Here is a 21,458-nt window from a genome sequence, read left to right on the forward strand (position 1 = left end):
GCGCATTCCAAGAAAACGGGGCGGCGGGATACGGGTTGCGCGCGGTTCCGCTTTGGGCGCTATCGTGGTGATATCACTCCGATAGCAGAGGAGAGCACATGGAACGACGCGCCTTCCACTTCAACGGGTTCGCCGTGCTGGGCGGGCTGGTGCTGCTCGGCGTCGCCCTGGCCGCGGCGGGCCTGGCGGCCGGACCGGCCGTCCTGGTCGCCGCCGCGATCGCCTGGGGCGTCGTCGCGCTCGTCGTGGCCAGCGGTTTCACCGTGGTCAACCCGAACGACGGGATGGTGGTCCAGTTCCTCGGCCGCTACATCGGGTCCCTGCGCGACGCCGGCTTCCAGTGGACCGCGCCGTTCACCAACCGGCGGCGGATCACGCTGCGGGTGCGCAACTTCGAGACCGCCAAGCTCAAGGTCAACGACGCCGACGGCAACCCGGTGGAGATCGCCGCCGTCGTCGTCTACAGGGTGACCGACACCGGCAAGGCGGCCTTCTCCGTGGACGACTACGAGCAGTACGTGGCGATCCAGTCGGAGGCCGCCGTCCGGCACCTGGCCACCAGCCACCCCTACGACTCCCACGACGACAGCCGCACCAGCCTGCGCGACGGCGCCGAGGTGGCCACCGAGCTGACCACCGAGCTCGGCGAGCGCACCCACCTCGCCGGGGTGGAGGTGCTGGAGGCGCGCATCACCCACCTCGCCTACGCCCCGGAGATCGCCCAGGCCATGCTGGTCCGCCAGCAGGCCGCGCAGGTGGTCGCGGCGCGCACGCAGATCGTCGCCGGCGCGGTAGGAATGGTCCAGCTCGCGTTGACCAGGCTGGCCGAGGAGGACGTGGTGGATCTCGACGAGGAGCGCAGGGCCCAGATGGTGTCCAACCTGCTGGTGGTCCTGTGCGGTGACCGCGCGACCCAGCCGGTGGTGAACGCCGGCAGCCTGTATGGCTGAGCGCAAACGGATCCTGCTCAGGCTCGACCCGGCCGTCTACGAGGCGATCGCCAAGTGGGCGGCCGACGACCTGCGCAGCGTCAACGCCCAGCTGGAGTACGCCCTTCGTCTGGCCCTGCGCGGGGTGGGCCGCGAGGTCAGGCGGGCCGGGCGGGAAGACTCCGGCCACGACGGGCGGAGCCGGGAGGATGAACGGGACGGCCCTGATGGTTCAGACGAACATTCGCGATCAGGTGATTACGGATGACCGGTGATGACACGGACGGTACCCAACAAGTCACCTGATTGAGACGTGTAACGCTTCCGTCGGCGTGCCGTCCGTACCAGACTCGGGGCATGCCGTGGGTGGGGAAGTCCGCAGGTGAGATCGCGGAGGCCGTTCGACGTGGCAAGGCCGGCGCTCCGGAGGTGGTCGAGGAGCACCTGCGGCTGATCGCCGAGCGCGACGGGCGCGTCGGCGCGTTCCGCAAGGTCCGGACCGAACGGGCCATGGCCGAGGCGCGCGCCGTACAGGAGCGGCCGGACCTCGCCGAGCTGCCGCTGGCCGGGGTGCCGGTGGCGGTCAAGGACAACATCCCGGTCCGCGGCGAGTCGACGCGCAACGGGTCGGCGGCCTCCTCCAGCGAGGCCGCCGCCGCCGACCACCCGGTGGTCGCCCGGCTCAGGGCGGCGGGCGCGGTGGTCGTCGGCCTCACCAACGTGCCGGAGCTGTGCCTGGTCGGCTTCTCCGACAGCGTGTACGGCATGGCGCGCAACCCCTGGGACCCGCGGCGCACGCCGGGCGGCTCGTCGGGCGGCGCCGCCGCCGCGGTGGCCGCCGGGATGGTCCCGCTCGCCCAGGGCAACGACGGGCTCGGCTCGCTGCGCATCCCCGCCGCCTGCTGCGGGCTCGTGACGATCAAACCGGGTCCGGGCGTGGTCCCGCCGCCCGGGAACGACTGGCACGGGATGTCGGAGAACGGCCCGCTGGCCACGACCGTCGGCGACCTCGCGCTGGGCCTGGCGGTGATGGCCGGAGACATGTCCCTCGCGGCGCCCGGCGACAGCGAGTACCTGGAGGCCGGCAGCGCCATCGACGACTACCCGGGAGGGCTGACCCCCGCGGAGCCGGTGCGGCTGCGGATCGCCACGGCGCCGGCGCCGCTGCCGCCGGGCTTCTGGGTGGACCCCGAGCTGCAGCGGGCCGTGGTCGAGGCGGGCCACACGCTCGCCGCCGCCGGGCACACCGTGGTGGAGCACGAGCCGAGGATGCCGAGCTGGGTCGGGGCCGCCGCGATCGCCGGCTGGTTCGCGTGCGCCCGCGAGGACACCGAGGACCTGGACCCGCGCCGGCTGGAGCGCCGCACCCGGGCGCTGGCCAAGGCCGGCCGGCTGCTCGCCCGATTCAGGCTGGACGGCTCGGCGGGCCGCGACCGCTGGCGCGCCCACGGCGCCGACCAGTGGTTCGGCAACGCCGATGTGCTGATCACCCCGACGCTCGCCGCCGTCCCGCCCCCCGCCGACCGCTGGGGCGACCGCGGGCTGCTGGCCAACGTGCGGGCCAACGTCACGTACGCCCCGGTCACCGCTGCCTGGAACATGGCCGGCTGGCCCGCCATGAACGTCCCGTACGGCTGGCACTCCACGGGCATGCCCATCGGGGTGCAGCTCGTCGCGCCCCCCGGAGGCGAGTCACAGCTGCTGGCACTGGCCGCCTGGCTGGAGACCGCCCACCCCTGGCTGCGCCACGCGCCGATGGACTGACGTTCCCATCCGCTCCTGTCCTTTTCCGGTCATACCCCCGGCCGGGGCCCGCACCGCGAACGATGCGATGAAGCCGTTCGTCCAACGGATGTCGGACGAAGCATTCAAAGGGGAGAAACATGCAGCCTTCCCGGCGGTTCACTGAGAAGGCCGCCCTGGCCGGGGCGGGCGTGCTGGCGGCGGGAGCCCTCGTCCTGGGAGGCACCGCCTGGTGGAACGGGCTCCACGGGCCGGAGGTGACCATCGTGAAGGAGACGCGGAAGATCGCGAAGAGGGGGACCATGCTCACCAACGTGGTGTGCGGGGAAGGCAGGCGCGCCGTGGGCGGCGGCCATGCCTTCCACGGCACCTATGACGTGAGCAGGCCGGTGTCCTTCCCGGTGAGTGCCCCCGAAAGCACGAGCGACCGCCCCGGCGCCGTCCAGGACGCGTGGGAGTTCGTCGTGCAGAACCCGACGGCCGAGGAGATCGACGTCGAGCTCTACGCGATCTGCGTCCCCGCCCGCTGACTCGCGTGCGGCCCGGCACGCGCGTGCCCGGAGGGGCCACCGCCCGCGCGGCCCGCGGCGCCGTACCGCCCGTCAGGGACGGAACCGCCGCGACCCGGTGCGGAGCGCCCGTCACGGACGGCCACCCGGGACGTCGCGCCGTACCGCCCGTCACGGACGGGACCGCCGGGACGCGGCGCCGTACCGGCCCCGGGGTGGACCCCGGAGCCGGTACGCGGCCCGTCAGACGCCGGTGGGATGCCAGACGGTCTTGGTCTCCAGGAACGCCGTCAGACGCCGGGTGCCCGGGTCGGCGGCCCAGTCGTCCGCCTGTCCGGCGGGCGCGGGGCGCAGGACCCGCTTGAGGTTCTCTGCCGCCGCCTCCTCGCACGCGACCGCGAGACCGGGGTCGGAGACGCCGGTGAGGTCGAGGGCGTTGACGTCCATGTGCCCGGCCAGCCAGGGCGCGATCTCCTTCGCCGAGCCGGTGAGGATGTTGACCACTCCGCCCGGCAGGTCGGAGGTGGCGAGCACCTCGGCCAGGGTGACGGCCGGCAGCGGGGCCCGCTCGCTCGCGACGACCACGCAGGTGTTGCCGGTGACGATCACCGGGGCGATCACCGAGACGAGGCCCAGCAGCGGGTCGTCGGGGGCGACGACCGCCACCACTCCGGTCGGCTCCGGCGAGGAGATGTTGAAGTACGGCCCGGCGACCGGGTTGGCCGACCCCGCCACCGCGGCGATCTTGTCGGACCAGCCGGCGTACCAGACGAGCCGGTCCACGGCCGCGTCCACGACGTCCCCCGGTCGCTTGACCCCGGCGTCGGCCAGCTCGGCGGCGAACTGCGCCCGGCGGCCCTCCAGCATCTCGGCGATCCGGTAGAGGATCTGCCCCCGGTTGTACGGCGTCGCCCCGGACCAGCCGCCGAACGCCTTGCGCGCGGCGGCCACCGCGTCGCGGGCGTCCTTGCGGGACGCCCTGGAGGCGTTGGCCAGGAACTCGCCCTTGGAGGAGGTCACCGCGTAGGACCTTCCGCTCTCCGAACGCGGGAACGCCCCGCCGATGTACAGCTTGTACGTCTTTCGCACGGCCAGCCGTGCGGGCGACTCGGTCCTACTCATCTCCGCGCCCTCTCCGCGAGCTCTCCTGCTGTGCCAGCCTGGCCGGCACGAAGATCTGTCCGCACCGGCTCACCCCGCACCGGTGGGCGAACCAGCCGCGCGGCTCCGGGCGGCCGGCGCGGGCGAAACCGTGGCCCCGCGTCGCCTGGTCGCGACGGGTACGGCGCCGCTTCCGATCGTGGTCACACATCGAGGTACGCCTCCAGCCCATGCCTGCCGCCCTCCCGGCCGTAGCCGGACTCCTTGTAGCCGCCGAACGGGGAGGTCGGGTCGAACCGGTTGAAGGTGTTGGCCCACACGACGCCCGCGCGGAGCCGGTCGGCCATCCACAGGATGCGCGAGCCCTTCTCCGTCCACACGCCCGCCGACAGGCCGTAGGGGGTGTTGTTGGCCTTCTCCACCGCCTCGGCCGGGGTACGGAAGGTCAGCACGGACAGCACCGGGCCGAACACCTCCTCCCGGGCGATGCGGTGCGACTGCGCGACGCCGGTGAAGATCGTCGGCGGGAACCAGAATCCCCGCTCGGGCAGCTCGCACGCCGGGGACCAGCGCTCGGCGCCCTCCAGCTCACCGTGGTCGGACAGCTCGCGGATCCTCGCGAGCTGCGCGGCGGAGTTGATCGCGCCGATGTCGGTGTTCTTGTCCAGCGGGTCGCCCAGGCGCAGCGTGGACAGGCGCCGCTTGAGCGCCTCCAGCAGCTCCTCGGCGATCGACTCCTGCACCAGCAGCCGGGAGCCCGCGCAGCAGACGTGCCCCTGGTTGAAGAAGATGCCGTTGACGATGCCCTCGACCGCCTGGTCGAGGGCGGCGTCGTCGAAGACGATGTTGGCGGCCTTGCCGCCGAGCTCCAGGGTGACCTTCTTGCGCGTCCCGGCGACGGACCGGGCGATCAGCCGGCCGACCTCGGTGGAACCGGTGAAGGCGACCTTGTCGACGTCCGGGTGGTTCACCAGCGCCGCGCCGGTCTCGCCCGCGCCGGTCACGATGTTGACCACGCCCGGCGGCAGGTCGGCCTGGCGGCAGATCTCGGCGAACAGCAGCGCGGTCAGCGGGGTGGTCTCGGCGGGCTTCAGCACGACCGTGTTGCCGCAGGCCAGCGCCGGGGCGATCTTCCACGCCAGCATCAGCAGCGGGAAGTTCCACGGGATGACCTGGCCGGCCACGCCCAGCGGCCGGGGGCTGGGACCGTACCCGGCGTAGGGGAGCTTGTCGGCCCAGCCGGCGTAGTAGAAGAAGTGCGCCGCGACCAGGGGGAGGTCCACGTCGCGCGACTCCCGGATCGGCTTGCCGTTGTCCAGCGACTCCAGCACGGCCAGCTCGCGGGAGCGCTCCTGGATGATGCGGGCGATCCGGAAGAGGTACTTGGCCCGTTCGGAGCCGGGCATCGCCGACCAGGCGCCGAACGCCTCGCGCGCGGCCCGGACGGCCCGGTCCACGTCGTCGGCGGACGCGGACGCCACCTCGGCCAGGACCTCTTCGGAGGCGGGGTTGACCGTCTTGAACGACGGGCCCGCGCCGTCGGTGAACTCGCCGCCGATGAACAGCCCGTAGGACGGCTTGATGTCGACGACGTCGCGGGACTCGGGGGCCGGTGCGTATTCGAACATCGTCAGTCCAGGGTGAAGTAGTCGGGGCCCGCGTACCGGCCGGTGGCCATCTTCTGGCGCTGCATCAGCAGGTCGTTGAGCAGGGAGGAGGCGCCGAGGCGGAACAGGTCCGGGGTGAGCCAGCCGTCGCCGGCGACCTCGTTGACCAGGACGAGCATCTTGATCGCGTCCTTGGTGGTGCGGATGCCGCCCGCGGGCTTGACGCCGACCGTGCGGCCGGTGGCGGCCAGGAAGTCGCGGACCGCCTCCAGCATGACCATCGTCACGGGATAGGTCGCGGCCGGCTGCACCTTGCCGGTGGAGGTCTTGATGAAGTCACCGCCGGCCATCATGGCCAGCCAGGACGCCCGCCGTACGTTGTCGTAGGTCGCGAGCTCGCCGGTCTCCAGGATCACCTTCAGGTGGGCCTCGCCGCACGCTTCCTTGATCGCGACGATCTCCTCGAAGACCTTGACGTAGTCGCCGGACAGGAACGCGCCGCGGTCGATCACCATGTCGATCTCGTCGGCGCCCGCCTCGACGGCCAGCCGGGTGTCGGCCACCTTGACGTCGAGGGAGGAACGCCCGCTGGGGAACGCCGTGGCGACGCTGGCCACCTTCACGCCCGACCCGGCGAGCGCGCCGACGGCCCCCGCCACCATGTCGGGGTAGACGCACACCGCGGCCACCTTGGGGACGGCCGGGTCGGCCGGATCGGGGTGGACCGCCTTGGCGCACATCGCGCGGACCTTGCCCGGCGTGTCGGCGCCTTCGAGGGTGGTCAGGTCCACCATGCGGATGGCCAGGTCGATGGCCTCCGCCTTGGCGGTCGTCTTGATGGAGCGGGTGCCGAGCATCGCGGCCCGCTGGTCGGCGCCGACACGGTCGACACCGGGCAGGCCGTGGAGGAAGGTTCGCAGCGCGACGTTGGACGAGGCCACGTCGGCGAACGAGGTAGTCACAGTTGACACCTCTACAGCATGCCGACTGGCGTGATTAGTTCCAAACCGGACACCGCCCAGGTCCGGGTCCGGGTTTCGGCAATGTTCGCCGAGGACGGTGGGAACACCTCCGGAACCGGGCGGGAACGGATCGGGACGAGGCCGGAGCCACCTGGAACGGATGGGAGGGAACAGCCCGACCTGGAGCGAAAAGGACATAACGGACAGGACGGAACGGCCCGGCCCCCGGGTTCCGGGCATGCCTAGGTACCCCCTAGGCATGCCCGGACCTGCCTAGGCATCCCCGCGGCGCGGAAGGCCCCGGGAGATAGGGCATCCGTCCGATGTGAGGGCGGGGGCCTTAGGCCGAATCTTGAGAGTGCAGGGAAAAGCACCGCTCAAGAACGCCAGGAGGCGTCGACCATGAACCCCGAGCTTCACCACCAGCTCATCAGCGACCGCACCGCCGAGCTCCACCGGCAGGCCCGTGAGCACCGCCTCGCCCGCGAGGCGAAGGCCACCTCGGAGGGCCGGTCCGGCGGCGAGCGCCGCCGGAGCCTCCTCTCCCGGATCCTCCCCGCATGACCACGCTCCGAGAGCCCGGCCGCCACCCTCAGCCCGGCCGGGCTCAGCGGCCTCCCTGAGCCGTACGGCGGGCCCGCCCGCCGTACGGCAAATGGGGAGATAACTACCCATAAGGCGTGACATGCTAGAGCTCATGATGGGTCGGACGGTGAGCCCCGTCTTCGTGGGGCGGCAGGCCGAACTCGCGGCGCTGACGGAGGCCTTCGCGCAGGCGTGCGAGGGCACGGCCGCGACCGTCCTCCTCGGCGGCGAGGCGGGCGTCGGCAAGACCCGGCTGACCGGTTCCTTCGCCGAACGCGTCATCCGCGACGGCGCCCACGTACTCCTCGGGGGCTGCGTGGAGCTGTCCGCCGAGGGCCTCGCCTACGCGCCGTTCACCGCCGTGATCCGCCAGCTCGTCCGCGAGTGCGGCGCCGAGAAGGTCGCCGCCCTGCTGCCCGAGGGCGGCGCGCGGGACCTGGCCCGGCTTCTGCCCGAGTTCGGCGAGCCGAGCGGCGACGCCGACGGGGAGACCGCACGCGCCCGGCTCTTCGAACAGGTCCTCACCCTCCTGGAACGGCTGGCCGAGCGCCGCCCGGTCGTCCTGGTCATCGAGGACATCCACTGGGCCGACCGCTCCAGCCGCGACCTGATCGCCTTCCTCAGCCGCAACCTGCGCGCCATACCGGTCCTGATGGTCCTCACCTACCGCTCCGACGAGCTGCACCGCCAGCACCCGCTGCGTCCGGTGCTCGCCGAGCTGGGCCGGGTCGAGGGCGTGCTCCGGCTGGACCTGCCCCGGCTCACCCAGGACGAGGTGGCCGCCCAGATGGCCGGCATCCTCGGCACGACGCCCGAGTTCGCCCAGGTCGGCAAGGTCTTCGAACGCAGTGAGGGCATCCCCCTGTTCGTCGAGGCGCTCGTCGAGTGCGGCGGCGAGTGCTCCTTCCCGGACTCCCTGCACGACCTGATCATCGGCTCCGTCGAGCAGCTCCCCGACGAGACCCAGCGGGTGCTGCGCATCGCCGCCGCCGGGGGCAACCGGGTGGGCCACGCGTTGCTCGCCGCGGTCAGCGGCCTGTCCGACATCGACCTGGAGGACGCGCTGCGGCCCGCCGTCGCCGCCAACGTGCTCCAGGTCGCCGACGGCCGCGCCTACGCCTTCCGGCACGCCCTGATCCGCGAGGCCGTGCACGACGAGCTCCTGCCCGGCGAGCACATGCGGCTGCACGCCCGCTTCGCCGAGGAGATCAGCCGGGACCGCACGATGGTCCCGCCCGGCCGGGCCGCCGTCGAGATCGCCCACCACTGGTACTCCGCCCGCGACGACAAGTGGGCCCTCATCTCCGCCTGGGAGGCCGCGGGCAAGGCCGCCAAGAGCTTCGCCTACAACGAGGAGATGCAGCTCCTGGAGCGGGTCCTCCAGCTGTGGGGCAAGGTGCCCGACGCCGCCGAACTGATCGGCGCCGACCACACCACGGTCCTGGAGCAGGCGTCGGCGGCGGCCAACGCCTGCGGCGAACTGGAGCGTGGGACGAAGTTCGTCAAGGCCGCGCTGTCCGAGCTGGACGAGGGGACCGAACCCGCGCGGGTGGCCGAGCTGGTCGTGCGGCTCTCCCAGTTCAAAACGGCCAAGCGCAAGCCCGGCGCGCTCGACGACCTCCGCTACGCCGAACGACTGGTCCCCGGGCCCGGCCCGCACCGCGCCGCCGTCCTGACCAGGCTCGGCTCCCACCTGATGTTCGGCGGCGAGGTCGCCGAGGGGACCGCGCTCACCGAGGAGGCGCTCGGCATCGCCCGCGAGCACGGCGACGAGGGCCTGGAGGCAGACCTGCTGCTCAACCTCGCCCTCGGCCACTCGATCGCCGGACGCATGAACGAGACGATCACCGTCAACATGACCGCCAAGACGATCGGCGAGCGCGTCGGCTCCGGCCGCGTCGTCCTGCGGTCGATCGCCAACACCGTGGACGCGCTCAACAACATGGGCCGCTCCGCGGAGGCGGTCGAGATGGCGCTGGAGGGGGAACGGCTGGCCAGGGAGTACGGCCGCTACCGCACCCAGGGCACCTTCATCGCCAACAACCGGGCCGAGGCGCTGGAGGCGCTGGGCCGCTTCGACGAGGCCGCCCGGGTCGCCGAGCAGGGACTCACCATGGACCCGACCCTGCGCACCCGCCACCACCTGCGCAGGATCCGCGCCGACGTGGCGATCGCCCGCGGCGAGACCGACCTGGTCGCGTCCGTGCTGAACGAGGTCGGCGCCTTCTCCACGCAGGAGGAGTTCACCCAGGAGCTGACCGCGAACATCCGGCTCCGCGTCGGACTGCACCTGCTGAACGGCGAGCCGCTCGCCGCCCTGGAGGTCGCCGAGGAGGCCGTCCGTGCAGCCCTGATCACGAGCAAGCCCATGCTGGGCTGGCGCACCCTCGCCCTGCTGGCCGGGGTCTGCGAGGTCGCCGAGCCCGTCGCGCCCGAGCGGGCGGCGGCGCTGCGGCCCCAGGTCGAGGAGGCTGCCACGTCGCTGACCGTGGACAGTCCGGTCTCGGAGGCCTACCGCTTCTCCGTCAACCGCGACCACGACGCCGCGGCCGCCGTCTGGGAGAAGCTGGACCGCCCCTTCCCGCGCGCGAAATCGCTGCTGCAGGCGGCACGGGCCGCGGCCTCCGCCGGTGACCGCGAGGGCGCCGCCGTACGGCTGCGCGCGGCGCACCCGGCCGCGGCCGCGCTGGGCGCCCGGCCCCTGACCACCGAGATCGAGTCCCTGGCGCGCCGGCTGGGGGTGACGCTGGACCGCGAACCCGCCGCCGGCGCGGCCTCCTCCCCCGTGGCGGACGCTCCCGCGGCTCCGCTGACCCCGCGCGAGCAGGAGGTGCTCCGGCTGGTCGCCCAGGGCCGGTCCAACCGCGAGATCGCCGCCGAGCTGTTCATCTCCGCCAAGACGGTCAGCGTCCACGTCTCCAACATCCTCGCCAAACTGGGCGTCGCCACCCGCGGCGAGGCCGCCGCGGCCGCGCACCGTCTCGCCCTGATCGGCTGACCTCACCGGGTACGGCGCCGCCGGCGGCCGGCCCCGCCGGACCCGGTGACGCCGACGGGCCGGCCCACCGGGTACGGCGGAGGGATCAGCCCGTCACGTCCACCTCACCGGCAGTGAGGCCACCCCCTTGATGGCGTGCCCGGTCCTGCGGGGGATCTCCTCGGAGGGGACGGCCAGCCGCAGGCGGGGCAGCTCCCGGGTGAGCAGGCCGATCGCGACGACGATCTCCAGGTGGCCGAGGTGGCGGCCGAGGCAGTGATGCGGACCGTGCCCGAACGACAGGTGGTGGTTGTAGGGACGATCGAAGATCATCCGGTGCGGGTCGGGGAAGATCCGCGGGTCGTAGCTGCCCGCGTCGGTCGAGGCGATCACTATCTCGCCGGGCCGCACCTCGGCGCCGCTGGGCAGCGTCACCCGCCGCGTCGCCCGGCGGGGCATGGTGTCGGCTCCCGTGGTGGAGAACATCCGCGTGAGCTCGGTGACCGCCGACGGGATCATCTCCGGGTGGTCGACGAGGTAGGCGTAGGCCGTCTCGTATCCCTCGTAGGGGTGGGTGAGCAGGACCTGGACGAAGGTCCCGATGGAACTCGCCGTGGTCTCCCAGCCGCCCAGCACCAGGGCGATCGGCAGCATGATCTGCTGCGCGGGGGGCAGATCCGCGCCGGCGACGGCGATCCGGCCCAGCAGGTCCGGTTCGGGCCGCTGCCGCCGCTGCTCGATGAGACCGGCCAGGTAGCCGGCCATCGCCGCCGACGAGGCCTGGGCCTCCTCCCCGGCCACGATGGTGTGGGCCAGGAACGACTCGCCCCAGTGGCGGAACCGCGCCCGGTCCTCATGGGGCAGCCCCAGCAGGTCGGAGATGGTGTCCAGCGCCAGCGGCAGCGCGAAGTCCTCGACCAGGTCCGCGGGCTCCCCGTTCTCCGTCATCTCCTTCAGCCGCGCCGCCGCGCTCATCTCGACGTCGCCCCGATGCCGCTCCACGGCCCTTGGGGTGAACAGCGCCTTGACGACGTTGCGCACGGCCGCGTGACGCTCCCCGTCCAGTCCCAGGATGGTGTCCTCCAGGCCGACGTCGTCGGCGTCGAGGGCGGCCTCCCGGGAGAACGCCGCCTGGTTCCGCAGCACCTCCTTGACGTCGTCGTAGCGGGTGACGAGCTTGCCAGTGCCGGTGGGACGGATGACCTCGGTGACGCCCGTCCCCGTCTCGCGGATCCGGTGGTACAGCTCGTTCGGGTACAGGCCGGGCCGGTTGACTCCGGCGGCGTCCTGGTCGAGCGGGTGCCTCGGGCAGGCGGCGTTCTCGGAGGCGGCGGCGGTCATATGGATCCCTTCGTACACATGTGGGTGTGTGCAGCGGATCAAAAAAAGATCGCCAAGGCAACCACGAATACGGGTTCCCGCCCCCCGTCCTCCCGGAATCGACTTATCACGTGCTATGGGCCTATAAGCGCATAAATAGCGATATATGGCGATATTTAAAAGCGATGATTCACCGGCCACGACCCCACCGCGCCCATACCCCGCCGTACCCGCGCTCGGCTGATGGACGCTTCCCGGACCGGCGCGCCTCCCCAGAGCCCACGCGGGCCGGTGCCCACCCGGGCTCATCCGGACCGGTCGGAGGTGCGTGCCGCGGTGGGCGGGATCCGGGAACACAGGGCCTGGATGGACCAGTCGAGTGCCGGGGCCGGGTCCTCCGGGGCCGGCCAGCCGTTGACCACCGCGAGCAGTTCCAGGTACCGCTGCCTGCGGGGGTCGTTCGCGGTCTCCAGCCGGGTCAGCAGCCGGCGGCGGAGCCCGTCGTCGTCGGGGAGACCGACGACACGGGCGTAATGAGCCGTCAGCGCCGCGACGATCGGGGCGGCCTGCGACGAGGCGGGCGCGACGCCGGCGTCCAATGCCGGACGGACCCCGTCCCGGACGGCCGCGACGGGGTCGCGTCGCGGGACCGCGGCGCCGCCCGCGGCACGTTCGGCCGCGTGGTCCTCGGCCGTGCGCCGTACGGCGGCGCGGAAGCCGGGGTCCCGGGACAGTTCCGCCAGTTCCACCCAGGCCCGGACCTGCTCCGTGCCGGGGTCGTCGGGCAGTTCGGGGGTCATCGAGCGCCGGATCCCCGCGAAGTGGGGGTCGGCGAGTCCGCCGAAGACGGCGTCGAGGAAGTCGTCGACCAGGCGCCGGCGTTCGTCCCCGGAGAGCTTGGCCAGCTTGTGCATGAGATCCATCTCCTCGGGAGTGGCCCCGCGCTCGGCCACCGCCGTCAGCACCGCGCGCCGCAGACGCAGGACGCTGATCTGCGTCACCAGGGCTTCGGCGTGCGTCGCCGCGACCTCGGTGAGCGAGAGCTCCCGGTCCACGACCTTGCGGATCGTGGCGAGGTCCAGTCCCAGGTCCCGCAACGTGCACACGAGGTCCAGGCGGGCGGCGGCCTCGACGTCGTAGAGGCGGTGACCGGCCGGGCTGCGGTCGGTCGGCGTCACGATCCCGCGATCGGAGTAGAACCGGATGGTCTTGACCGTCAGCCCGGTCCGCCGGGCCAGGTCACCGATCGAGTGGAGCGTGCCGCCGTTCATGGCCCCTACCTTCGCGGCTCCCCTTGGGGGAGGCGCAAGCCCCCGGCCGCCGACGGGCGGACCGCCCCCGTCCCACGAACCCTGCGGTTCATCACGGCGCCGGCGGACGGGATGAGGCCCCTACCGGAATCGGGCGACGAAACGGCGCAGCCAGCGGGCCTCCCAGGGAACGGGCGGCGGCTCCTTGCCCAGCAGGTACAGCGCGAAGGCGGGCTCCCGCCCTTCCGGAAGCGGGCGCCTGAGCCCCCGGCCGCGAACCAGCCGGCCCGAGGGCAGCCGCAGCACGCCCGGCGCCGTGGATTCCCAGGAGTCGACCATGAAAAGAGCCTAGCCTTCGTGACCTGGAAGGGAACGGCTACGGCGCCCGGCCCTGCGCTCTCCCCCGCCAGGGTGGCCGCAAGGCTACGGCGGCCAGCCCTGACCGGGAAGCGGGGTCGCTTCAGCATCGGCGAGAGCCGTGGGCTTTCGGAAAGCAAGCCGCTACGGCGGGTCATCCGTACGGCCGGGGCAGGCTTGGCGCGGAGGTGGGTGGGTGTTCCGGCCGGCTTCAAAACGCCCGCAACCGTCGCGCCCGGGACCAGGCCGGAGGCCGGTCGGCACCGGACATCAGCCACAGCGCCGGCCGGAACACCCACCCACCGCAGCGCGCACCGCCGCCCAGCCCGGGACCACCGACCCGCCCAAGCCCGGGAAACACCCCGCGCCGGAAGGCCCGGCCCACCCTCACTCAGATGAATCCACGGGACCCGTTGATTACTTAATCGATTAAGTCCTACGATACCGAAGTCATCGCCATTCCCGCTTTCGCAAGGATGCACTCCGAAGGGTGCGGTCAGGGCCCCTTCGCCCGGGTATCCACTGGTGAACGCGGCGGTTTCGGGCTGCCCATGCCCGGCGAGAGGAGATTCTCGCATTCCGCCGACGCGCCAGCGGATGCCGTCACACCGCAGACCGGACGGCCGTCACTGAATCAGTTAACCGTACCGCTGTCAGAAACGGCCGGCAGACCCACGAGGAGAGCCATGGCACCATCTTCCCCACCGCGACGCCGCGCCGTGCTCGCGACGCTGCTGGCCGTATCGGCGCTGCTGGCGGGCGGTACGGCGACGACCGCGCACGCCGCCCCGTCCGCGTGCGCGGTGGCCTACAAGGTCACCTCCGCCTGGGGCGGCGGGGCGACGGCCGACGTCACCCTCACCAACAACGGGCCGTCCGTCACCTCCTGGACGCTCGGCTGGTCCTTCACCGGCGACCAGAAGATCACTTCAGGGTGGAACGGCGTCTTCCAGCAGTCCGGAACCGCGGTGACGGTGCGCGACGCGGGCTACAACGGCTCGCTGGCCGGCGGCGCCTCCACCGGCGTCGGCTTCACCGTCTCCTACACCGGGACCAACACCGCCCCGGCGGGCTTCACCTTCAACGGCCTCCCCTGCGACGACGGCTCGTCCCCCACACCGAGCCCGACGGCGACCCCGAGCCCGACGGCCACCGCCACACCGGACCCGACCCCCACCGCCACGCCGACCCCCACCCCGACCCCGACCCCGACCCCGACCCCGACAGCCGAGCCGATCAGCCGGGTGACCAGGCAGGGCACGAAGCTCATGCTGGACGGCAGACCCTTCAGGTTCGGCGGCGTCAACCTCTCCTGGCTCGGGCTGGACGAGAACGTCGGCGGGATCGCCTACCCCACGAAGTTCCGGATCGACGACGGCCTGGACACCGCCAAGGCCATGGGCTCGACGGTGGTGCGTTCGCACACGCTCGGCATCTCGACCGGGCACCCGCTGACGCTGGAGCCCCGTCTGGGTCAGTGGAACGACGGCGCGTTCGCCACCATCGACTACGCCGTGGCCGCCGCCAGGGCCCGCGGTCTGCGCCTGGTGGTCCCGCTGACCGACAACTGGCACTGGTACCACGGCGGGCGGCACGACTTCACCGACTGGCTCGGCCTGCCGGAGGACGCCTTCTACACCGACCCGCGTGCGATCGACGCGTTCAAGCAGTACATCGACCACCTGCTCAACCACGTGAACCCGTACACCGGGACGGCGTTCAAGGACGAGCCGGGCGTGCTGGCGTGGGAGCTGGGCAACGAGCTCACCGGCGTCAACACGAACTGGATCCGCACCATCGCCCAGCATCTCAAGCGCCTGTCACCGGACACCCTGGTCGCCACGCACTGGAGCGGCCAGGAGTACGGGGTGAGCGAGATCGACATCGTCGACGCGCACTACTACCCGCTGTCCTCCGGCGACGCGGTCCGCAACGACGCCCGCGACATCACCGGGCACGGCAAGGTGTACATCGCCGGGGAGTACGGCTCCACCGACGCCGACAGCGGGAAGCTCTCCGCGATCGCCGGGGACCCCGACGTCAGCGGCGCGCTGTTCTGGCAGATCTTCCCGCACCGCGACGACCACGGGTACGTGCAGCACAACGACGGGTTCACCATGCACTATCCGGGTGACGACGCCACCATGCGGCAGCGGGCCACGGCCATCCGGCAGTTCCATTTCCAGATGAGCGGGACGCCGGTGCCCGCCGTACCCGCGCCGGGCAGGCCGCTGGTCACCTCGGTGCAGCGGAGGAGCGGCGGGGTGTCGGTGGCCTGGCGCGGATCGACGACCGCGGCCACGTACTCGGTACGGCGCGCCACCGCCGGCGCCGGCGGCCCGTGGACGACGGTCTGCGACCGCTGCGTCTCGGACAACGGCACGCCGTGGACGGACTCCTCGGCCCCCTCCGGGGACGTCTGGTACACCGTGACCGGCCACACCGCCGAGGGTACGGCCGGGCCGGTCTCGGAGGCCGGCGAGGTCGGCACCGGCGGCCAGACCGGCACGACCCTGTACGACTTCGAGTCGGGCACGGACGGCTGGACCGGCGCCGGGGTCACCGGAGGTCCCTGGTCCGTCGGCGAGTGGGCCGCCTCCGGGAGCAAGTCCCTCAAGGCGGACGTCACCCTCAACGGCACCGCCTACCTGGCGCGCACCGGCTCGGCGAACCTCAGCGGACGCGCCACGCTGCGCGCCGTCGCGAGGCTGGCGCCCTGGGGTGACGCGGGCGGCGGCGTCCAGGCGAAGTTGTACGTGAAGACCGGTCCGTCGTGGGCCTGGCACGACGGCGGACCCGTTCCGGTGACCTCCGCCGGCGCCGTCCTCACGCTGGACCTCGCCGGACTGACAGATCTGGGCGACGTCCGGGAGATCGGCGTGCAGTTCGTCAGCCCGTCCGACAGCGGCGGCGGCTCGGCGGTCTACGTCGACGACGTCACGGTGAGCTGACGGCCGCCGCCGCACAGACCTCCCGGGGTGGGAGACAGGAAGCGCCCCCGTCCCCTGACGCAGGGGGCGGGGGCGCTCGCCCGTCCGGCTCCGGTCGCGGACGCCCGCCCGGGTCGTGGCCCGTCCGTCAGGCGAACAGCGGTTCGAGCAGGAGGATGATCCCGAAGACCGCGAACGCCGCGGCGGCGCCGTACCGGATGACCTTCTCGGGGAGGTGCTTGCCGAGCATGCGGCCGACGAGGATGGCGAGCGCGTCGGCGGCGACCATGCCGACCGTGGAACCGACCCAGGTGCCGAACCAGCCGTGCTGGGTGGCCAGGGTGATGGTGGCGAGCATGGTCTTGTCGCCCAGCTCGGCGAGGAAGAAGGCGACGGTCACCGCGATGAGGGCCGACCGGGTGGTGCGCTGCGCCTTCTGCGCCTCGTCCTCGGTCAGCTCGTCGCCGCGCAGCGTCCACACGGCGAAGCCGAGGAACGCGATGCCCGCGACGATGGTGATCGCCGTGGTGGGGATGAGGTCCCCGGCGATCCTGCCCAGGCCGACGCTGAACAGGTGGACGACGGCGGTGGCCAGGGTGATGCCCGCGAGCACCGGCCACGGTTTGAACCGGGTCGCGAAGGTCATCGCCATGAGCTGGCTCTTGTCGCCGAGCTCGGCGACGAAGATCACAGCGAGGCTGATCCAGAACGCTTCCAACGAGAGTGCCCTTCCGCGTGCGCGGCCGGGCCGGAAGAGAGGCACCCGGGGAGACGGGCACGGCTTCGGCCCGGCAGCGTGTGTGTACGACTGCCAGGCCGAAGGTCTCGTCCGCCCGCATCCACTCGGATGCCGGGCCCGCGCGACCGGGCGCCGAGAGGCGCCAGTATGTCGATCACGCGATTGGGACTACTCCCCTTCGGGTGGTTTCTCTTGACTCTAACAGGCGGAGAGGACCGATTGTTCCCCTCCCCGAAGCGCCTTCGACCGGCCCGTGACGATCAGTCGCCGCCCGGCCGGGGGACGGCGGCGGGCGACCGGGAGGGCGGGCCTGTCGTCCCATCCTCCGGGTTCACCGGCCGGCGGGTGCCGGATGGCACCGATGCGCGGTAGTAGGTGATGAAAACCGCGGCGGCCCAGTTGCCGTAGTCGAGGTCATTGACCCGGACGACGGCGATGTCGCCGGTGTTGCGGTCGCGCAGGCAGAAGCTGGTGCCGGGCGGCACCTGGGGAAAACGCACCTCACGGGTGGGGTGCTGAGCCAGTCCGGCGACGCAGTCGCCGACGGTCGGTACGGTGCGACCGGCCAGGTAGGCATCGGTGAGCGACTGGAGCTCGAAGGCGCCGCGGCTGTTGCCCCCCGCGTTGGTGCTCAAGGTCCAGGCGCCCTCCCTGGCGACGACGACACCGGCGATGAGGTCGAAATACTCTTCGTAGTCGCGCAACGACAGCGGCCTGCCGACGTAGACGGGCGTGTACGCGGAGGAATGCGCACCACTGTCTCCACCGGCCTGAGCCCTGTCCGCGGGTGTCACGTCAAGGGTCTCGTTCGCCCGGGGAGACTGCGGGGAGCCGGTGGCCCGCACCACGTAGACACCGCCACCGGCCGCTGCCAGTACGAGCACCGCGGAAACCGCCGTGATCTTCCTGCGCCACCAGACCGGCCTCTCCTCTCCGGCAGCCGGTGGCGGCGACCCGCGGGGACGGAGGTCCGGGCCCGGTTCCTCCTCTGGGTACCGGGGGACGTTCCCCGGCGACGCGACGTCCTGCGAGCCGGTCACCTGCGCCTGCCGGGCGGTCGGCCGGAGCGGAATCTCCGGCATCGCCACACCCGTCATCGCCGAGCGGGCCCGCGTCCACCGGCGGCGGCATTCCTGCACCATGGCCTCGTCACCGGTCATCGCGCGGACCATCGCCACCGCGTGATCGATCGAGGGCAACCGCGTGGCGTCCAGAGCGTCCTGCAGCGTGCTGCGTGCCACTCGCGTTCCGGCCTGTCGCGTGCGGCGTTCCAGCTCACGCAGAGACGCGTCTCCACCCGAAAGCCGCACCTGCCGCAACCACAGCGCGAAATCCTCGACCGCACCGCGCTCGTCGTCCGCCATGGCGCCGCCCTCCGGTGTCCGGGACTGTCCGGAGAATAACGCCGCAGTCCGGATCTGTCCGAAGGTTTGCCTTATATGTCCGGATCGCTCTGACCTCCGGCGCATGTACGGCGCACTTGAGGCATCCCCCTTTCCCTCCAGCCGGTCGCACACCGCCCCGGCTGTCTCGAAGGGATGCCCCATGACCGACGGACAGCCCCCTCCCTGGCCGTGCTCCGGGACCGAGATGATCCGCCATCTCGAACGCAACGGATTCCACCGAGTCCCCAGCCGCCGTCATGCCAAGCTCCGCAACGACCAAGGAAGATCCGTCGCCGTTCCCCGCCACCGTCAGTTGAGAAAAGGCACCTACCACAGCATCCTGCGCCAGGCCGGCCTGAAACCTTCTTCGGACGGCGGGTGAAGGACACCGGCGTGGCCGGCCCGGATCGCATCGGGCCGCCCAGCGCCCGTGGCCGTGTGGGAGGCGCCGACCGTCACGGACTCACTGCGGGGCACCGGGCCACCGCGGCGGGCCCTCCGAGGGACGCCGGAGCATCACGCCCCGGCGCCCCTCACAGATCACAGCCGGACGCCCACCATGACGGGCTCGTTGACCAGCGTGACGCCGAACCTCTCCCGCACCCCGTCGCGGACCTCCCTGGCCAGGTCGAGCAGATCGGCGGTCGTGGCCGACAGCTCGGGGTTCGTCAGGGCGAGGGTGTGCTTGGTGGAGATGCGCGCCGCGCCGCGGCGGTACCCCTTGGGGAACCCGGCGTTCTCGATCAGCCACGCCGCCGGGACCTTGACCGACCCGTCCGGCATGTCGAACCGGGGGAACCCGGGAACGCGCCGTTCCAGCTCGGCCGCCTCGGCCGCGGACAGCAGCGCGTTGGTGAAGAACGAGCCCGCGCTGCGGCTGTCGGGGTCGGCGGCGTCGAGCACCATCCCCTTGCCCCGGCGCAGCTCCAGCACGGCCTCGCGGGCCCTCGCCACCGGCACCCGCTCGCCGAGGGCGACGCCCAGCCGTACGGCCAGCTCGCGGTAGGCGACCGGACCGGACAGCCCGCCCGCCGCCGGAAGCTCGTAGGCGACGGCGAGGACGACGTATCGTCCCGGCTCCTCCTTGAACACGCTGTGCCGGTAGGCGAACCGGCATTCGTGCGCGGGCAGCTCGGTCACGTCGCCGTTCTTGCGGTCGTAGACCCGGACGCCGGCGATGGTCTGCGACACGTCCTGCCCGTAGGCGCCGACGTTCTGGATCGGGGTGGAGCCGACCTGGCCGGGGATTCCGGCCAGGCACTCGATGCCGGAACGCCCCTCGGCCACCGCGCGGGCGACCAGCGCGTCCCAGTCCTCCCCGGCCTGGACGACGACCCGGTCGCCGTCGGCCTCGATCCCGCGGGAGGCGACCCGGACGACCAGCCCGTCGAAGCCGTCGTCGGACACGACGAGGTTGCTGCCGCCGCCGAGCACCAGGACCGGCTCACCGGCCCGGTCCGCAGCGGAGACCAGCTCGACGATCTCCTCCGCCGACCCGGCCTCCGCGAACGCCCCGGCCGGTCCGCCCAGCCCCAACGTCGTGTACGGCGCCAGCCGCACCCCTGCCACCCGCTCAGCCATGCACTTTCCCCAAAAAACGCCGGTCCCGGACCTCGCGACCAGCCTACGGGGAACCCAGCAGCCTCAGCACGCGCTCGTAGGTCCGGCGCGACTCGCGCTCACGGTATTCGGGATCGACGTCGTGGTAGCCGCGGTGCCGTCCCTCGTGGACCGGGAGCTCGTCGCCGAGGGCGACGACGGTGCCCGGGATCGTGAGGGAGAACTCCAGGTCGGCGTTGCGGTAGTAGCGCGCCCCCGAGGGGAAGCCGCCCACCGACAGCGCGGCGTCCCGCCGGACCGCGAACAGGTGGCCGAGCACCGCCCGCACGTCGCCGGGCCCGGCGTCCTTCCACTCGCGGCGGTCCTCACCCGGGTCCACGCCCTTCCAGCCCGCGGCGCTCACCTTGTCGTTCAGCGCCCCGGCCAGCGGGGTGATCGCGTCGCCGTCGAGGACGACGGAGGTCTCCATCACCACGTGCACGTCGGAGTCGTCGAGTTCCAGCAGCTTGTTGCGGCTCTCGCCCCAGCCGGCCGTGCCGCCCCGCCAGTGCGGGGTCTCGGCCACGTGCCACGCCTGGATCCGCTCGGGGTCGGCGTCGGCGAGCTCCTGCAGGACGGCGCCGGCTCCGTCCACGTCGCCCAGGTCCAGCGCGACGATCTTCGCGTCGGTGTGGGCGAGCAGGGCGCGGACGCACTCGCGCAGGTCGTCGGGCCAGCCGTCCACGACGAGTCCGACCGTGACGGTCGGCGAGGTCATCGGCTTGCGCCCCTCGACCGGGGTGATCTCCTCGTCCACCCGGGAGACGGCCAGGCTGGAGTCCCACAGCAGCTGGGAGGAGACCATGCGCTCGGGGGCGCGCTCGACGTCGTCGGACCGGCCGAGGAGCTCGGCGCCCTCGGGTCGCGGCCGGGGGGCCGCCTCGGCCTCACCGACCCGTTCGGCGTCGAGCTGGCCCACCTCCTCGGGTCGGGCGCCGGGCTCGGCGGCCGCGGCGACCCGTTCGGCGTCGGGCGCGTCGCCCCGGCCGACGTCCGCGGAGGCGCCGTGCCCGGTCCCCGCCGCGGCGCCGCCGCTCCCGGCCGGTTCGCCGGTCCTCGTCCCGTCACCGGCCCCTGCCGTACCCGCGGCGGTGTCACGGCCGGTGCCGGCGTCGGTGTCGCGGTTCGTGGCCGCGGGGATGCCGTGTCCCTCCGGGCGGATCCCCGCCTCGGCGGACCGCTCCGGCTGCCTGCCGCCCGCACCCGTCACGGGTACGGAGCTCACCGTGGGCCAGACCTTGAAGGACGGCCGGGGGGCGAGCTCGAACCCGTCGCCGACGTCGCGGACGGTCCAGCCCTCGGCTTCGATATCGTCGCGGAGCGCGTCCGCCCCCGCGTAGTCGCGGTCGGCGCGGGCCCTGGCCCGCCGCTCGGCGAGCTCCGTCACGTGAGGTGGTACATCGCTCATGCCGGGACGCTACCCACGGACCGGGCGAAGTATCGCCCGGCCCGCCCACCGCCGGAT

The 21,458-nt window shown here is 72.5% G+C and carries 17 protein-coding genes and 1 pseudogene; 8 read left to right on the forward strand and 10 right to left on the reverse strand.

From position 1 onward, the window contains the following. Positions 1-98 precede the first annotated feature (98 nt). From ACFYSC_RS17975 to ACFYSC_RS17990, 4 genes are all read left to right on the forward strand, one after another. The gene (locus ACFYSC_RS17975) at positions 99-950 is read left to right on the forward strand and encodes an SPFH domain-containing protein (protein ID WP_389962394.1); all 852 of its coding nucleotides are present in this window, start codon (positions 99-101) and stop codon (positions 948-950) included. Continuing rightward, the gene (locus tag ACFYSC_RS17980; protein WP_389962397.1) at positions 943-1,197 is read left to right on the forward strand and encodes a hypothetical protein; all 255 of its coding nucleotides are present in this window, start codon (positions 943-945) and stop codon (positions 1,195-1,197) included. The genes ACFYSC_RS17975 and ACFYSC_RS17980 overlap by 8 nt, the downstream gene beginning before the upstream one ends. 89 nt (positions 1,198-1,286) lie before the next feature. After that, positions 1,287-2,693, forward strand: coding sequence for an amidase (locus ACFYSC_RS17985; protein ID WP_389962399.1), 1,407 nt, complete (start codon positions 1,287-1,289; stop codon positions 2,691-2,693). A gap of 119 nt (positions 2,694-2,812) precedes the next feature. Then, entirely contained in the window at positions 2,813-3,202 is a 390-nt protein-coding gene (locus tag ACFYSC_RS17990) for a hypothetical protein (RefSeq protein WP_389962402.1), read from the forward strand. A 222-nt stretch (positions 3,203-3,424) separates the two neighbouring features. Here ACFYSC_RS17990 and ACFYSC_RS17995 read toward each other — a convergent pair whose 3' ends face one another. The 3 genes from ACFYSC_RS17995 to deoC form a co-directional block, all read right to left on the reverse strand. Beyond that, positions 3,425-4,303 carry an aldehyde dehydrogenase family protein gene (locus ACFYSC_RS17995; protein ID WP_389962405.1) on the reverse strand — a complete coding sequence of 293 codons (879 nt, stop codon included), beginning with the start codon at positions 4,301-4,303 and terminating at the stop codon, positions 3,425-3,427. Positions 4,304-4,485: 182 nt separating this feature from the next. Further along, positions 4,486-5,910, reverse strand: a complete 1,425-nt coding sequence (locus ACFYSC_RS18000; RefSeq protein WP_389962408.1) for an aldehyde dehydrogenase family protein — start codon at positions 5,908-5,910, stop codon at positions 4,486-4,488. Positions 5,911-5,912: 2 nt separating this feature from the next. After that, positions 5,913-6,851: a deoxyribose-phosphate aldolase gene (gene deoC / locus ACFYSC_RS18005; protein ID WP_362936751.1), complete on the reverse strand. Its 939-nt coding sequence runs from the start codon at positions 6,849-6,851 to the stop codon at positions 5,913-5,915. A 402-nt stretch (positions 6,852-7,253) separates the two neighbouring features. Between deoC and ACFYSC_RS18010 the strand changes: the two genes are divergently transcribed. Beyond that, complete coding sequence (locus ACFYSC_RS18010) at positions 7,254-7,415, forward strand: hypothetical protein (RefSeq protein ID WP_362936520.1); 162 nt, start codon at positions 7,254-7,256, stop codon at positions 7,413-7,415. Positions 7,416-7,548: 133 nt separating this feature from the next. Next, a complete protein-coding gene (locus ACFYSC_RS18015) occupies positions 7,549-10,434 on the forward strand; it encodes an AAA family ATPase (protein ID WP_389962412.1) in 2,886 nt (961 codons plus the stop codon). A 93-nt stretch (positions 10,435-10,527) separates the two neighbouring features. Here the strand turns inward: ACFYSC_RS18015 and ACFYSC_RS18020 are convergent, their stop codons facing one another. The 3 genes and pseudogenes from ACFYSC_RS18020 to ACFYSC_RS18030 all read right to left on the reverse strand — a co-directional run. Beyond that, positions 10,528-11,754, reverse strand: a complete 1,227-nt coding sequence (locus tag ACFYSC_RS18020; protein ID WP_389962415.1) for a cytochrome P450 — start codon at positions 11,752-11,754, stop codon at positions 10,528-10,530. A 284-nt stretch (positions 11,755-12,038) separates the two neighbouring features. Beyond that, positions 12,039-13,004 carry a MerR family transcriptional regulator gene (locus ACFYSC_RS18025; protein ID WP_389962418.1) on the reverse strand — a complete coding sequence of 322 codons (966 nt, stop codon included), beginning with the start codon at positions 13,002-13,004 and terminating at the stop codon, positions 12,039-12,041. Between the two features lie 144 nt (positions 13,005-13,148). Next, a pseudogene (locus tag ACFYSC_RS18030) lies at positions 13,149-13,322 on the reverse strand (protein phosphatase); the annotation flags it as partial. Positions 13,323-14,026: 704 nt separating this feature from the next. Here ACFYSC_RS18030 and ACFYSC_RS18035 point away from each other — a divergent pair. Continuing rightward, the gene (locus tag ACFYSC_RS18035; RefSeq protein WP_389962421.1) at positions 14,027-16,291 is read left to right on the forward strand and encodes a cellulose binding domain-containing protein; all 2,265 of its coding nucleotides are present in this window, start codon (positions 14,027-14,029) and stop codon (positions 16,289-16,291) included. 127 nt (positions 16,292-16,418) lie between these two features. Here ACFYSC_RS18035 and ACFYSC_RS18040 read toward each other — a convergent pair whose 3' ends face one another. After that, entirely contained in the window at positions 16,419-16,988 is a 570-nt protein-coding gene (locus ACFYSC_RS18040) for a TMEM165/GDT1 family protein (RefSeq protein ID WP_389962424.1), read from the reverse strand. Between the two features lie 281 nt (positions 16,989-17,269). After that, the gene (locus ACFYSC_RS18045) at positions 17,270-18,373 is read right to left on the reverse strand and encodes a hypothetical protein (RefSeq protein ID WP_389962426.1); all 1,104 of its coding nucleotides are present in this window, start codon (positions 18,371-18,373) and stop codon (positions 17,270-17,272) included. 226 nt (positions 18,374-18,599) lie between these two features. On the opposite strand from ACFYSC_RS18045, the gene ACFYSC_RS18050 reads away from it, so the two are divergent. After that, a complete protein-coding gene (locus tag ACFYSC_RS18050) occupies positions 18,600-18,776 on the forward strand; it encodes a type II toxin-antitoxin system HicA family toxin (RefSeq protein WP_389962755.1) in 177 nt (58 codons plus the stop codon). 158 nt (positions 18,777-18,934) lie between these two features. On the opposite strand, the gene ACFYSC_RS18055 is transcribed toward ACFYSC_RS18050, so the two are convergent. Beyond that, a complete protein-coding gene (locus tag ACFYSC_RS18055; protein WP_389962429.1) occupies positions 18,935-19,975 on the reverse strand; it encodes a UDP-N-acetylmuramate dehydrogenase in 1,041 nt (346 codons plus the stop codon). Positions 19,976-20,018: 43 nt separating this feature from the next. Continuing rightward, the gene (locus tag ACFYSC_RS18060; RefSeq protein ID WP_389962432.1) at positions 20,019-21,401 is read right to left on the reverse strand and encodes a glycosyltransferase family 2 protein; all 1,383 of its coding nucleotides are present in this window, start codon (positions 21,399-21,401) and stop codon (positions 20,019-20,021) included. Positions 21,402-21,458: the final 57 nt, after the last annotated feature.

This window comes from Streptosporangium sp. NPDC004379 (genome assembly GCF_042873875.1).
Taxonomy (GTDB): domain Bacteria; phylum Actinomycetota; class Actinomycetes; order Streptosporangiales; family Streptosporangiaceae; genus Streptosporangium.

Bases quoted from the DNA above. Each gene is read 5' to 3' on its own strand.
- ACFYSC_RS17990 (WP_389962402.1), top strand. From the start codon at position 2,813: ATGCAGCCTTCCCGGCGGTTCACTGAGAAGGCCGCCCTGGCCGGGGCG.
- ACFYSC_RS18045 (WP_389962426.1), bottom strand. From the start codon at position 18,373: ATGGCGGACGACGAGCGCGGTGCGGTCGAGGATTTCGCGCTGTGGTTG.
- ACFYSC_RS17995 (WP_389962405.1), bottom strand. From the start codon at position 4,303: ATGAGTAGGACCGAGTCGCCCGCACGGCTGGCCGTGCGAAAGACGTAC.
- ACFYSC_RS17975 (WP_389962394.1), top strand. From the start codon at position 99: ATGGAACGACGCGCCTTCCACTTCAACGGGTTCGCCGTGCTGGGCGGG.
- ACFYSC_RS18035 (WP_389962421.1), top strand. From the start codon at position 14,027: ATGGCACCATCTTCCCCACCGCGACGCCGCGCCGTGCTCGCGACGCTG.
- ACFYSC_RS18025 (WP_389962418.1), bottom strand. From the start codon at position 13,004: ATGAACGGCGGCACGCTCCACTCGATCGGTGACCTGGCCCGGCGGACC.
- ACFYSC_RS18000 (WP_389962408.1), bottom strand. From the start codon at position 5,910: ATGTTCGAATACGCACCGGCCCCCGAGTCCCGCGACGTCGTCGACATC.
- ACFYSC_RS18050 (WP_389962755.1), top strand. From the start codon at position 18,600: ATGATCCGCCATCTCGAACGCAACGGATTCCACCGAGTCCCCAGCCGC.
- ACFYSC_RS18055 (WP_389962429.1), bottom strand. From the start codon at position 19,975: ATGGCTGAGCGGGTGGCAGGGGTGCGGCTGGCGCCGTACACGACGTTG.
- ACFYSC_RS18060 (WP_389962432.1), bottom strand. From the start codon at position 21,401: ATGAGCGATGTACCACCTCACGTGACGGAGCTCGCCGAGCGGCGGGCC.
- ACFYSC_RS18020 (WP_389962415.1), bottom strand. From the start codon at position 11,754: ATGACCGCCGCCGCCTCCGAGAACGCCGCCTGCCCGAGGCACCCGCTC.
- ACFYSC_RS18015 (WP_389962412.1), top strand. From the start codon at position 7,549: ATGATGGGTCGGACGGTGAGCCCCGTCTTCGTGGGGCGGCAGGCCGAA.
- ACFYSC_RS18010 (WP_362936520.1), top strand. From the start codon at position 7,254: ATGAACCCCGAGCTTCACCACCAGCTCATCAGCGACCGCACCGCCGAG.
- ACFYSC_RS17980 (WP_389962397.1), top strand. From the start codon at position 943: ATGGCTGAGCGCAAACGGATCCTGCTCAGGCTCGACCCGGCCGTCTAC.
- ACFYSC_RS17985 (WP_389962399.1), top strand. From the start codon at position 1,287: ATGCCGTGGGTGGGGAAGTCCGCAGGTGAGATCGCGGAGGCCGTTCGA.